The 12263-nt window shown below is 60.6% G+C and carries 14 protein-coding genes; 3 read left to right on the top strand and 11 right to left on the bottom strand.

Going from position 1 to position 12263, the window contains the following annotated elements:
• Positions 1–21: 21 nt before the first annotated feature.
• The 11 genes from EDE05_RS06700 to urtA form a co-directional block, all read right to left on the bottom strand.
• Complete coding sequence (locus tag EDE05_RS06700; protein WP_245422924.1) at positions 22–429, bottom strand: lysozyme inhibitor LprI family protein; 408 nt, start codon at positions 427–429, stop codon at positions 22–24.
• On the bottom strand, positions 426–731 hold the full coding sequence (locus tag EDE05_RS06705) for an urease subunit beta (protein WP_105372970.1): 306 nt from the start codon (positions 729–731) through the stop codon (positions 426–428). The genes EDE05_RS06700 and EDE05_RS06705 overlap by 4 nt, the downstream gene beginning before the upstream one ends.
• A gap of 11 nt (positions 732–742) precedes the next feature.
• Positions 743–994 carry a DUF1272 domain-containing protein gene (locus EDE05_RS06710; RefSeq protein WP_105372971.1) on the bottom strand — a complete coding sequence of 84 codons (252 nt, stop codon included), beginning with the start codon at positions 992–994 and terminating at the stop codon, positions 743–745.
• A 10-nt stretch (positions 995–1004) separates the two neighbouring features.
• The gene (locus EDE05_RS06715) at positions 1005–1307 is read right to left on the bottom strand and encodes an urease subunit gamma (RefSeq protein ID WP_105372972.1); all 303 of its coding nucleotides are present in this window, start codon (positions 1305–1307) and stop codon (positions 1005–1007) included.
• A gap of 19 nt (positions 1308–1326) precedes the next feature.
• The gene (locus EDE05_RS06720; RefSeq protein ID WP_105372973.1) at positions 1327–2172 is read right to left on the bottom strand and encodes an urease accessory protein UreD; all 846 of its coding nucleotides are present in this window, start codon (positions 2170–2172) and stop codon (positions 1327–1329) included.
• Positions 2109–3347, bottom strand: a complete 1239-nt coding sequence (locus tag EDE05_RS06725; RefSeq protein WP_245422925.1) for a PHB depolymerase family esterase — start codon at positions 3345–3347, stop codon at positions 2109–2111. Before EDE05_RS06725 ends, EDE05_RS06720 begins: the two co-directional genes overlap by 64 nt.
• A 130-nt stretch (positions 3348–3477) precedes the next feature.
• Positions 3478–4173 (bottom strand): urea ABC transporter ATP-binding subunit UrtE, encoded by a 696-nt coding sequence (gene urtE, locus EDE05_RS06730; protein WP_105372975.1) that lies wholly within the window; start codon positions 4171–4173, stop codon positions 3478–3480.
• A gap of 2 nt (positions 4174–4175) precedes the next feature.
• Positions 4176–4931: an urea ABC transporter ATP-binding protein UrtD gene (gene urtD / locus EDE05_RS06735; RefSeq protein ID WP_165924122.1), complete on the bottom strand. Its 756-nt coding sequence runs from the start codon at positions 4929–4931 to the stop codon at positions 4176–4178.
• Between the two features lie 11 nt (positions 4932–4942).
• Positions 4943–6112, bottom strand: coding sequence for an urea ABC transporter permease subunit UrtC (urtC, locus tag EDE05_RS06740; RefSeq protein ID WP_105372977.1), 1170 nt, complete (start codon positions 6110–6112; stop codon positions 4943–4945).
• A complete protein-coding gene (gene urtB, locus EDE05_RS06745; RefSeq protein ID WP_105373066.1) occupies positions 6109–7722 on the bottom strand; it encodes an urea ABC transporter permease subunit UrtB in 1614 nt (537 codons plus the stop codon). The genes urtC and urtB overlap by 4 nt, the downstream gene beginning before the upstream one ends.
• A 165-nt stretch (positions 7723–7887) precedes the next feature.
• Positions 7888–9177, bottom strand: a complete 1290-nt coding sequence (gene urtA / locus EDE05_RS06750) for an urea ABC transporter substrate-binding protein (protein WP_105372978.1) — start codon at positions 9175–9177, stop codon at positions 7888–7890.
• Positions 9178–9390: 213 nt separating this feature from the next.
• Here urtA and EDE05_RS06755 point away from each other — a divergent pair, with 213 nt between their 5' ends.
• The 3 genes from EDE05_RS06755 to EDE05_RS06765 all read left to right on the top strand — a co-directional run bounded on the left by EDE05_RS06755 (position 9391) and on the right by EDE05_RS06765 (position 12263).
• Positions 9391–9699 carry a putative quinol monooxygenase gene (locus EDE05_RS06755; protein ID WP_105373067.1) on the top strand — a complete coding sequence of 103 codons (309 nt, stop codon included), beginning with the start codon at positions 9391–9393 and terminating at the stop codon, positions 9697–9699.
• Positions 9700–9810: 111 nt separating this feature from the next.
• Positions 9811–10467: a phytochelatin synthase family protein gene (locus EDE05_RS06760; RefSeq protein WP_105372979.1), complete on the top strand. Its 657-nt coding sequence runs from the start codon at positions 9811–9813 to the stop codon at positions 10465–10467.
• Between the two features lie 134 nt (positions 10468–10601).
• Positions 10602–12263, top strand: a complete 1662-nt coding sequence (locus EDE05_RS06765; RefSeq protein WP_105372980.1) for an alpha-amylase family protein — start codon at positions 10602–10604, stop codon at positions 12261–12263.

Here is a 12263-nt window from a genome sequence, read left to right on the forward strand (position 1 = left end):
GAATTTTGACCGATAGGGAACTCAGTTCCCCATGATCTCGGTCAGCTCTTTCAGTTCGGCCGTCCGCTTGCGGGTGAGGTCTGCCTGGCAACCGTAGATGAGCTGGGGCTCCATCGAGCCGCCGCGGGCCTGATAACCGTAGGAGGCGCATTGAGCATCGCGATAGGCGACCCAAGCGCGCTGCGCCTTGACGAGCGCATCTTCGGCCCCTTTCAGATTGGCCTCCGCGTCGGCATCCCATGTCTTCATGGCCTTGCGGGCCTTCTGGTACTCCACGTTGAGGATCTTGTCGGCAGCGTTCAATTCCTGCTCTTCACAATAGGTCATTTCCATCTGCGTGATGGGGTTCTTGCAGTTGGGCTTCGGCTCCTGCGCAAGCGCAGGCAGGGCGAAAACCAACAGAACGGCGGCGGCTATCGTCAATTTCACAGGGCACCCATGATCTTTTGCTGGAAACCGTAGACTTCCCGTTTGCCCGAAAGCGGGATTAGCGTGACTTGCCGGGTCTGCCCGGGCTCGAAGCGCACTGCCGTGCCGGCCGGGATATCGAGCCGCATGCCGCGGGCTTTCTCGCGGTCGAACGAAAGGCCGTTGTTGGTCTCGAAGAAATGATAATGGCTGCCCACCTGCACTGGCCGGTCGCCGGTGTTGGAGACCTCCACCGTCACCGTCGGAGCGCCGGAGTTGAGCTCGATTTCGCCTGCAGCGGCAATGACTTCGCCAGGAATCATGACTCTCCTCCTCAAGCAGCCTTGGGCGCACAGCCCTCGGCCTTCAAAACGCGTTTCGTGGATGCGGGGTACTTGGCGAGCTTCCCCGCCGGGCGCACCGGGCGGCGCACCAGTTCGCCGCCGCAATTCGGACAAGTGCCGGCCAGGATGGCGGTCGCACAGTCGGCGCAGAATGTGCATTCGAAGGTGCAGATCATCGCCTCCCGGCTTTCGGGCGGCAGGTCCTTGTCGCAGCATTCGCAATTGGGGCGTAGCTCCAGCATGGCGCCCTCCTCACCTTATGGGTTCGTGCACAGTGACGAGCTTGGTGCCGTCGGGAAAGGTCGCCTCCACCTGCACATCGTGAATCATTTCGGCAATGCCTTCCATTACCTGGTCGCGGCTGACGACATGCGCACCCGCTTCCATGAGATCGGCGACGGAACGACCGTCACGGGCACCCTCGACGACGAAATCGGTAATCAGCGCGATAGCTTCCGGATAATTCAGCTTGACGCCCCGCTCGAGCCGGCGGCGCGCAACGATCGCCGCCATTGATATCAGCAGCTTGTCTTTTTCTCTGGGCGTCAGGTTCATGGGAATCCCGTGATAAAAATCAGATGTTCCAGACTTTCGGCACTGGCGCGCCGTTACGCAATACGGAAATTGCCGGTGTCAGGATTTTTCTCATCTCGAAACCGGTCGGCGCCGCAAGCCGCGCAATCAGCTTGCCGTTCCAGTGGCTGGCTCCGCCAGTCCACGGGCTGGCTCCGCCGGCGGTATCGTCAAGACAGGCGCGGAGCTTGGAAAAAAGCACCTCGGCAAGCGGCCCGGTATAAAACAGGGTGGCGAAGGCGACCTGACCGGAGAGGACCCCTGCCGACTGCGTCATCCGCTCGATCGCGCCGTCGAACCGCAGCTCTTCGGCATGAATGAGCCTGCCGGAGCGGCGCACCCGCCACCGGTCGCGAAAAAAGCCCTCGGCAACGGCCTCGCCCATCGCCTTCCGCCCGAGCAGCACCGCCTCGACCGCTAGAAATTCGGCAGTTTCGGCAAGGTCGACATCAAGCCGGCGGGTCAACGAGGCCTGGTCGAACAGAATGGTTTCCTGGGGAAGCCAGTGGACGGAGGCGTCCTTGCCGACAGTTATGTGGGTGGAAACGGAAGCCGTGTCGGCGGCGGCTTTATAAATCTTCTCGTTTGCCTGGGTGGTAACCGAAAGTCTGGTGGAATCAGCAGCGGCGACGGACCATTCGATCATGTCGCCGCCGGTCAGTCCCCCTGACGTATTGATGAGGATCGCCTCCATTTCAGGCGAAAATGTTTCCGGAAGACGAATTTTTGCGCAGCCTTCCTGGTAGAACTCGGCGAGCCGGGTGCGCCCGCCGGAAGCCTTGGTTACAAGGCGTCCTGCACCCCTTGCCCGCTGCGGCGCATATTGATCGGCTGGGTGCTGCTGCACGTCGTCCCCTGAAGATCGGTATCGGTCGCGCAATCCGATGCAACGCCCGTGCCAGATTTCCCCTTTGCGGGCGCGGCGGTGGCGATCACATCGGTGCTGTCGGCCTTGCCGAAAAACTCCCACATCCGCGATGCCGGATCAATATTCGCATCGAAAGCCGGCTTGGCGTCGGCAACGGTGGCGACCTTGGTGACGCCTGCAGCGCCATCCTTGGCAGCGGCAATGACCGCTTCCGTCGCCGGTGCCGGTTTCGGCCAGGCATGGGTGCCATTGGCAAAGACGTAGGATGCGACACGGGCACCGTTCTTGCAGGTGCCGTAGAGGCTGAAGGTCACGTCGTCGACGGTCTTCGGATCGCCGTTGCCCTTGCAGCCGTCGAGCTCGGTCCATCTCTGTATCGCGGTCTTGAAGCCGTATTGCCAGTAGGCCTTGCCGCCGCCGGCATAGGGATTGGCGTCGTCCTTCTCGCCGGCAAAGGCCATGATGGAGATCGGCCTTGCTGGCGAGCAGTTTTCCGCATCGGGCCTCCACTTGCCGTCGATCTCGACCGGTCGGCCGGCGCGCAGCGAATGCACGAAGCCTGCGGCCGCGAAATCGTCGTGCCCAGCGCAAAGATAGGCCGAAAGCATACGCCCGCCGCCGGAATAACCGGAGGCGTAGATGCGTGCCGGATCGGTGCAGAAGGTCTCCTTCACCGTCTCGAGCGCCTGCGTGATATAGGCAACTTCATTGAGGCCGCCGGGTTGGGTCGTTACGTAAGGCACATTCCAGGCATAGGTGCCGGCCGAACTGCCGGGCAGGCTCCCCTGCAGCGCCATGACGATGAAGCCGTTCTTTTCGGCAACTTTGTCCCAGGAACTCCTGTTCAGCTGACCTTGAGGATTGCTGTGGCTGCCATGAAAGTCGAAAACGACCGGGACTTTCTGGCTGCCGGTATAGGAAGAGGGAATGAAGTAGACGGCCGAACGCGAAACCCCTTCGCTTTCGATGGTGATGGGATGACGGCCCGGTTCCAGGGGCTGGCCGCAGCCGGCATAGGCACCGCTCGCAGCCAAGAAAAAAGCCCCTACTGCGGTCGCGCGAGTAAGAGCGGGGTTGGAAAAGGTACCGGCAACGCGAGCAAAATCCATCAGCGCCTCATCATGGGTGCGGGAAGTGGTGTCAACAATGTGCAAGGTCCGCCTCAGAGTGTTCCAAGCTTACATGGAACGCTCCCTACGCCGCCTAGGTAACACATATCCGCTGATGACGAAACGCACGAAGTGCTGCGACGCGATACAAACATTCACCATGGAAATACTAGGACTACACAGTCAGGTGCCGCCTCGCTTCTGCCGTATCCAATGTTTCGGCCGCACCCTCATGCACAATTTCGCCACGATCCATGATGTAAACCTGATCGGCAAGCTCTCGGCAGAAATCCAGATACTGTTCGACCAGCAGGATGGCCATGCCGGTCGAGTCGCGGAGATAGCGGATCGCCCGGCCGATATCCTTGATGATCGAAGGCTGAATGCCTTCGGTGGGTTCGTCGAGCACGAGAATCTTCGGACGGGTGACCATGGCGCGGCCGATCGCCAGCTGCTGCTGCTGGCCACCGGACAGGTCGCCACCGCGTCGTCCGAGCATGGTTTTCAAAACCGGAAACAACGAAAAGATTTCATCCGGAATGGAGCGATCCTTCCGGGCGAGCGGCGCATAACCGCTTTCAAGGTTTTCCTGCACGGTGAGCAGCGGGAAGATTTCGCGCCCCTGTGGCACGTAGCCGATGCCGTGCTTGGCGCGGGCATAGGGTTGCAGGCCGTTCAGCACTTCGTTTTGGAAGCTGATCGTACCGGCGCTGACCGCGTGCTGGCCGGTAACGGCTCGGAGAAGAGAGCTCTTCCCCACGCCGTTGCGCCCCAGCACGCAGGTGATCTTGCCCATTTCGGCGGTGATCGAGACGCCACGCAACGCCTGTGCCGCGCCGTAGTGAAGATTGATGTTGTTGACCGTCAGCATAATCACCGCCCCAGATAGTTCTCGATCACCTTCGGATCGTTGGACACGAAATCGATCGAGCCCTCGGCGAGCACGGAGCCTTCCGCCAGGCACGTCACCTTGACGCCGAGCTCGCGGATGAAGCCCATGTCGTGTTCGACCACGACGACTGATCGCGTCTTGGCGATTTCCTTGAGGAGTTCGGCGGTTTCGGCCGTTTCCGCGTCCGTCATGCCGGCGACAGGTTCGTCGACGAGCAGGAGTTTGGGCTCCTGGGCAAGCAGCATGCCGATCTCCAGCCATTGCTTCTGGCCGTGCGAAAGATTGGCTGCGAGCTCGTCCTTGCGATGGGTCAGGCGGATGGTCGAAAGGATTTCCTCGATGCGCGCCTCGTCTTCGGTCGACAGCGTGTAGAAGAGCGTGGCAAACACCCCGCGGTCGCGGTTGAGCGCCAGTTCCAGATTGTCCCAGACGGTGTGGCTTTCGAAGACAGTCGGCTTCTGGAATTTGCGGCCGATGCCGAGCTGGGCGATATCGGCCTCGTCCTTTTTCGTCAGATCGATCGCATCCTCGAACAACACCGTGCCGGTGTCCGGCCTCGTCTTGCCGGTGATGATATCCATCATCGTCGTCTTACCGGCGCCATTCGGACCGATGATGGCGCGCAGCTCGCCGGGTTCGACCACGAAGGACAGCGAGTTCAGCGCCTTGAAACCGTCGAAGGAGACGGAGACGTTTTCGAGATAGAGCAGGCTTTTTTGTCTTGTTTCGGCAATCATATTCATCGTTTTCACTCCGCCGCCTGCGCCTGCGTGACGGGCACTGCCTCGTCCCTGCCCTTTTCCGCCTCCGCGGCAGCCTTCATCGCCTTGCGCGAATTCCAACCCTGCTGAACCGTGCCCACGATGCCCTTCGGCAGGAAGAGCGTCACGGCGATAAAGAGGCCGCCGAGCGCATAGAGCCAGATTTCCGGGAAGGCGCCGGTGAAGAAGCTTTTGCCAGCATTAACGAGCACCGCGCCGATGACCGGCCCGATCAGCGTGCCGCGCCCACCGACCGCCGTCCAGACGACCACCTCGATGGAGTTGGCAGGCGCGAATTCGCCCGGATTGATGATGCCGACCTGCGGTACGAAAAGCGCACCTGCAATGCCCGCCATCATCGCCGAGACGACGAAGGTGAAGAGCTTGATGTTCTCCACCCGGAAGCCGAGGAAACGCACCCGGCTTTCCGCATCGCGCACGCCGACCAGAACCTTGCCGAACTTCGATCGGACGATGGCCGACGCAACGAGGAGGCAGAGCGCCAGCATGATTGCCGACATGGCGAAGAGAACCGCACGCGTGCCGTCCGCCTGGACCGGGAAGCCCAGGATATCCTTGAAGTCGGTCAGGCCGTTATTGCCGCCGAAGCCCATGTCGTTGCGGAAGAAGGCGAGCATCAGCGCATAGGTCATCGCCTGGGTGATGATCGACAGATAGACGCCGTTGACGCGGGAGCGGAAGGCGAACCAGCCGAAGACGAAGGCAAGCAGGCCGGGCACGACCAGCACCATCGCCATGGCGAAGACGAACCAGTCGAAACCATGCCAGAACCAGGGAAGCTCCTTCCAGTTGAGGAACACCATGAAGTCCGGCAGGATCGGGTTGCCGTATACGCCTCTACTGCCGATCTGGCGCATCAGATACATGCCCATCGCATAACCGCCGAGTGCGAAGAAGGCACCGTGGCCGAGCGAGAGAATGCCGCAGTAACCCCAGACGAGATCGAGCGCGAGCGCCAGCAGCGCATAGCAGAGATATTTGCCGAAGAGCGACACGGCATAGGTCGGAATATGCAGCGCGCTGTCCGGCGGGGTCATCAGGTTGAGCGCCGGCACGAGCAGGGCGACGCCAAGCAAAATGGCGACGGCAACGACAATCCTGCCGTCGAGAGCCCGAAAGACAAAGCCGGAAATCATGCTTCCACCGCCCTTCCCTTGAGCGCGAAGAGACCGCGCGGACGTTTCTGGATGAAGAGGATGATCAGCACCAGAACCAGGATCTTGCCGAGCACGGCACCGACCGAAGGTTCGAGGAACTTGTTCAGCACGCCGAGCGACAGTGCGCCGACCAGCGTCCCCCAGAGATTGCCGACGCCACCGAAGACCACGACCATGAAGCTGTCGATGATGTAGCTCTGGCCGAGATTCGGCGAGACGTTGTCGATCTGGGAAAGCGCGACACCCGCGATACCGGCAATGCCCGAGCCCAGCGCGAAGGTGAAGGCATCGACCCACGGCGTCTTGATGCCCATAGACGACGCCATGCGGCGGTTCTGGGTGACGGCCCGCATATTGAGGCCGAAGGCCGATTTCTTCAGCACCACCAGCAGCGCCACGAAGATCGACATGGAGAAAAGGATGATCCACATGCGGTTCCAGGTGATCGTCATGCCGCCCACGGGGAACGAACCCGACATCCAGGACGGGTTGCCGACTTCCTGGTTTGTCGGCCCGAAGATCGAGCGGATCGTCTGCTGCAGGATGAGCGAGACGCCCCAGGTGGCGAGCAGTGTTTCAAGCGGGCGACCGTAAAGAAAACGAATGACGCCGCGCTCGATCACCAGACCGACGGCACCGGTGACGAGGAAGGCGACGGGCAGCGCGATCGCCAGAGACCAGTCGAACAGGTTTGGTGCATTGTCGCGAATCACCTCCTGCACCACGAAGGTGGAATAGGCGCCGAGCATGACCATTTCGCCATGCGCCATGTTGATGATTCCCATGACGCCGAATGTGATCGCAAGGCCGATTGCGGCGAGCAGCAGCACGGAGCCGAGCGACAGGCCATACCAGACGTTCTGCGCCATGTCCCAGAGCTGCTGTTCGCTCTCGATCGAAGCGATGGCCGCATCCAAGTCACCCTTGAGCCCGACTTCGATCGAACCGGAAACGGAATTCAGGATGCCGAGCGAATTGCGGCCTCCGAGATTCTTGATGGTTTCGATTGCGGAGCGCTTTTCATCGATGGAGCGGTCGGAGGAGAGGACCGAAACCGCCCGCGCTTCCTCCATGCGCGCCTTGACCTCCCCATCGGTCTCCTTGGCAAGGGCTGCCTCGACCAGATCGAGGTTTTCCGGGCTTGGCGAGCGCAGCACCGCCTCGGCGGCCTGCAGCCGCACGGCGCGATCCGGGCTCAAAAGCGTGAGGCCGCCCATGGCGGAGCGGATGACGCGGCGCAGATTGTTGTTGACCTTGATCTTGGTGACGGCGTTCTTCGCCGCCTGCCCGGCCGCGGCACCTGTCAACGGATCGATCAACTCGAAACCGGAACCGGCGGCCTTAGCGATGAAAACGAGATTGTCGGATTTGCGGAAATAGAGATCGCCCTCGGCAAAGGCATTAAGCGCCGGCACGACGCGGGCATCGCCGGTTGCGGCGATCTGGCCGAGCAGTTTTTCGGCCTCGTTGAAATCAGCTTTGGCCAATGCATCGATCAAAGGTTTGGGGTCGCTCTGCGCGAAAGACGGCGCGGCGAAGGAAAGGATCAGACAGGCAAGCAAAGCCTGGAGAAAAGATTTCAAGGTCATGATATCGCCCCTGTCGGCCGGCCGGAACGCCCCTCGCCTGAAACCCTGAGGCCGAAGGAACAACTGGCGGCGACGCCGCAATTCCCTCTCCCCGACCTGGTTCAGGTCGGGGAGAGGGTCTGACCGGGGGCTCACCCCCCAGCCCTCAGGTTTCACCAGTTAGAATCAGCTGCCCTTGCCGCCGCACTTGCCGGAAGCAACGTTGAAGTTGCCGCAGGACATCGGCTTGCGCCAATCGGAGATCAGGTTCTTGGAGTCCGGCAGATAATCGGACCATTCGTCACCAACGACGGCAGGTGTTTCCTGGACGATTTCGAACTGGCCGTCCGCCTGGATTTCACCGATCAGCACCGGCTTGGTGATGTGATGGTTCGGCATGACGGTGGATGTGCCGCCCGAAAGGTTCGGAACGGAAACGCCGATGATCGAGTCCAGAACCTTGTCGGTATCGGTGGTGCCAGCGGCTTCGACGGCCTTTACCCAGGCGTTGAAGCCGATATAGGCGGCTTCCATCGGGTCGTTGGTGACGCGCTTGTCGTTCTTGGTGAAGGCCTTCCATTCCTTGATGAAATCGGCATTGACCTCGGCGTCGACGGACTGGAAGTAGTTCCAGGCGGCGAGATGGCCGACGAGCGGCTTGGTGTCGAGACCGGCAAGCTCTTCTTCACCGACCGAGAAGGCCACGACCGGAATGTCTTCGGCCTTGATGCCCTGGTTGCCGAGTTCCTTGTAGAAGGGAACGTTGGCATCGCCGTTGATGGTGGAGACGACGGCGGTCTTCTTGCCGGCGGAGCCGAACTTCTTGATGTCGGAGACGATGGTCTGCCAGTCGGAGTGACCGAATGGCGTATAGTTCACCATGATGTCGGATTCGGCAACGCCCTTCGACATCAGATAGGCCTTGAGGATCTTGTTGGTGGTCTGCGGATAGACATAATCGGTGCCGGCCAGAACCCAGCGCTGCACGCCTTCGCTTTCAGCCAGGTAGTCGACAGCCGGGATGGCCTGCTGGTTAGGCGCGGCACCCGTGTAGAAGATGTTGCGCGAGGATTCTTCACCCTCGTACTGGACCGGGTAGAAGAGGATCGAATTGAGCTCCTCGAAGACCGGTAGGACGGACTTGCGCGAAGACGAAGTCCAGCAGCCGAAGACGGCAGCCACCTTGTCCTGGGAGATGAGCTGGCGGGCCTTTTCGGCAAACAGCGGCCAGTCGGATGCCGGGTCGACAACGACGGCTTCGAGCTTCTTGCCCAGCACGCCGCCCTTCTTGTTCTGCTCCTCGACGAGCATCAGCATGACATCCTTGAGGGTGGTCTCGGAGATGGCCATGGTGCCCGAAAGCGAGTGCAGAACGCCGATCTTGATGGTGTCGTCTGCGGCGAAGGCGCCGGAAAGCGCCGTCGTCGACATGACGGTGGCGAGCAATGCGCCAGCAAACTTTGCTTTGAAAGTCATTGGTTCGAACCCCTCTTCTCGTTCGTCCGCAACGAAAACCTTAACCGTTGCTTAAGCGACTATCGGGCGCTGCATCGCAAAACCACATACGTAAAATGACGTACCGCAGGGGGAGAAGCGGGAAGGGTGTGAGCCACCGTTATGACCTCGGAGGTAATCGACCTGCCGTTCCTGCAAGGCTATTCCGGTCGTAGAAAAAAGAAAGGATCAGCCATGCCTGTCACCTATGTCATCCGTTTCGATATTCTTCCGGGCGAGCGCGAGCGCTTCATGACGCTGCTCGACGGCGTGCTGGACGCGATGCGGCACGAGCCGATGTTTCACCAGGCGGTGCTGCATGCCGATCCAGAAAACGAAAACCGGATGATGCTTTACGAGACATGGGAGGATCATCAGGACGTATTGGACGTGCAATTGCAGCGCCCCTATCGGGAGGCATGGCACGCGGCCCTTCCCGAACTCCTCGCCGGTCCTCGCGATATTTCGATCTGGCATCCGATCCGCAGCGACCGCGCGGGGTGAATTCACTCCGCAGTACGAGTTTGCGATCCCTCATCCGCCGTATGGATATCTTGATGGCGGCTGTCTCCAGGCTCATTGTCCGGTGACCATCCGTGCTTCGGGAGCATCGAAATGAAGCGCGCCTTCTTTCTTGGCATAGTTGCCGCCGCCGGTGTGCTCGTCGGCACCGCAGGCTTCATCGCCAGCCAGACCAAAGTCCCGCCGGAAGCGATCCAATCCTCGGTCATCCGTGTTCCGGAACTGATCGAGACCGCCTGGAAGCTGCCTGTGGCGGCAACATTTGATCGGAATATCGCCTGGCAAACAAATGCATCGCGGTGCGGGCCGGCGAGCATCGCCAACACGTTCCGTTCCGTCGGCGAAGAGGAAAAGACCGAGGCCGAGGTTCTGGATGGAACCGGCCTGTGCTGGACCGGGCTTTGCATAATGGGGCTGACGCTGGATGAGCTCGCTGGTCTTGCGAAGATGAAAACACAGCGGAAGGTCACGGTTCTGCGCAACCTGACGGCCGACGAGTTTCGCGAGCATATGAAGCGGGCAAACGACCCCGCCCGCCGCTACATCGTCAACTTCACGCGAGAGAAAATCTTCGGCGCAGGTGCCGGCCATCATTCTCCGGTTGGAGGATATCTTGAGGCGCAAGACATGGTGTTCGTTCTCGATGTCAACGAGAACTACAAGCCTTGGCTGGTCGAGACGGAACGTCTGTTTTCGGCGATGAACACGTTTGACGGCGACAGCAAGCGGGGCCTACTTTTGATCGAATAGGCGCGTTCGATCCCCCAGCGATTGAGAGGACGGGGCCATAAGGCCCGCTTTCATGCGGCATTGGTCCTACGCCTGGAACAATTCCCGCGCTGAGCAATTGCCCTCCCCGAACCAGCCCATTCGAGGAGCGCACCGTGATCAACGATCTCTGGTACAAGAACGCCGTCATCTATTGCCTTTCCGTTGAGACCTTCATGGACGCCAATGGCGACGGTGTTGGGGACTTCGAGGGGCTGGAGCGGCGCCTCGACTACCTTGCCGGCCTCGGCGTCAATGCCATCTGGCTGATGCCGTTCCAGACCTCGCCTGGACTGGATGATGGCTACGACGTCTCGGACTACTACAACGTCGACCCCCGCTACGGCACGCTCGGTGACTTCGTTGAATTCACCCACGGCGCCAAGCAGCGCGGCATCCGGGTGCTGATCGACCTCGTCGTCAACCACACATCGGACCAGCATCCCTGGTTCCAGCAGGCGCGAAGCAGCCCGGACTCGCCTTTCCGCGACTGGTATATCTGGTCGAACAAAAAGCCGGGCAATGCCGACGAGGGCATGGTCTTTCCGGGCGTGCAGGAAACCACCTGGACCTATGACGAGAAGGCGAAGCAATATTATTTCCATCGCTTCTACCATTTTCAGCCCGACCTCAACACGTCCAATCCGGAGGTTCAGGCGGAAATCCTGAAGATCATGGGCTTCTGGATTCAGCTTGGCGTCTCCGGTTTCCGGGTCGATGCCGTGCCCTTCGTGATCGCCCAGAAGGGAGCGGAGGTGAAGCGGCCTCAGCCGCAATACGAGATGCTGCGCGGCTTCCGCGAATTCCTGCAGTGGCGGCTTGGGGATTCGATTTTCCTGGCGGAAGCGAATGTCGTGCCGAAGACCAATCTCCAGTATTTCGGCCACGACAGCGACCGCATGCAGATGATGTTCAACTTTCACGTCAACCAGGCGCTGTTTTATGCCATGGCCAGTGGAGACTCGCGCCCGCTTGCCAAGGCGTTGGATGCGACGCGTGAGAAACCCGCCACAGCCCAATGGGGCATCTTCCTGCGCAATCACGACGAACTCGATCTGGGCAGGCTGACGGAGAAGCAGCGGGAAAAGGTCTTTGAGGAATTCGGACCCGAGAAGGAGATGCAGCTTTATCACCGGGGCATAAGACGCCGGCTCGCGCCGATGCTGGAGGGCGATCGCCGCCGGCTCGAACTCGCCTACAGCCTGATGTTCTCACTTCCGGCCACGCCGGTCATCCGTTACGGCGACGAGATCGGCATGGGAGACGACCTTAGCCTGCCCGAGCGCAACTGCGCCCGCACGCCGATGCAATGGTCCCCGGAACCGCACGGAGGCTTCACCAAGAGCGACAAACCGATACTGCCCGTCATCAAGGAAGGTCCCTTCGGATACTGCTATGTCAACGTCGCCGATCAGAAGCGGGAGGCCGAGTCCATGCTCAACTGGACCGAGCGGCTGATCCGCATGCGCAAGGAGACGCCCGAAATCGGCTGGGGCGAATGCACGGTGGTGGATACCGGCGACGACGGCGTGCTGGCGCTCCGATTTGACTGGCGCAACAACTCGGTTCTGACGGTGCATAACCTCTTGTCGAGGCCAGCAGAAATTCACTTCGACGCGGGCATCGGAGCGGAAGGGCATCTGCTGATCGACATCGCCGATGGCGGCAACAGCCGCGCCGACGGGAAAGGCCGCCACCGCCTTCTGCTCGATGCCTATGACTACCGCTGGTTCCGGTTGGGCGGCCTGGACTATCTGCTGAAGCGCGAGGAAATCTGA

This window comes from Neorhizobium sp. R1-B (assembly GCF_004368875.1).
GTDB lineage: Bacteria > Pseudomonadota > Alphaproteobacteria > Rhizobiales > Rhizobiaceae > Neorhizobium > Neorhizobium huautlense.

Coding starts and splice junctions, on each gene's coding strand:
- urtB (WP_105373066.1), bottom strand. CDS start 7,722: ATGACCTTGAAATCTTTTCTCCAGGCTTTGCTTGCCTGTCTGATCCTT.
- EDE05_RS06755 (WP_105373067.1), top strand. CDS start 9,391: ATGCCTGTCACCTATGTCATCCGTTTCGATATTCTTCCGGGCGAGCGC.
- urtC (WP_105372977.1), bottom strand. CDS start 6,112: ATGATTTCCGGCTTTGTCTTTCGGGCTCTCGACGGCAGGATTGTCGTT.
- urtA (WP_105372978.1), bottom strand. CDS start 9,177: ATGACTTTCAAAGCAAAGTTTGCTGGCGCATTGCTCGCCACCGTCATG.
- EDE05_RS06705 (WP_105372970.1), bottom strand. CDS start 731: ATGATTCCTGGCGAAGTCATTGCCGCTGCAGGCGAAATCGAGCTCAAC.
- urtD (WP_165924122.1), bottom strand. CDS start 4,931: ATGATTGCCGAAACAAGACAAAAAAGCCTGCTCTATCTCGAAAACGTC.
- urtE (WP_105372975.1), bottom strand. CDS start 4,173: ATGCTGACGGTCAACAACATCAATCTTCACTACGGCGCGGCACAGGCG.
- EDE05_RS06710 (WP_105372971.1), bottom strand. CDS start 994: ATGCTGGAGCTACGCCCCAATTGCGAATGCTGCGACAAGGACCTGCCG.
- EDE05_RS06760 (WP_105372979.1), top strand. CDS start 9,811: ATGAAGCGCGCCTTCTTTCTTGGCATAGTTGCCGCCGCCGGTGTGCTC.
- EDE05_RS06715 (WP_105372972.1), bottom strand. CDS start 1,307: ATGAACCTGACGCCCAGAGAAAAAGACAAGCTGCTGATATCAATGGCG.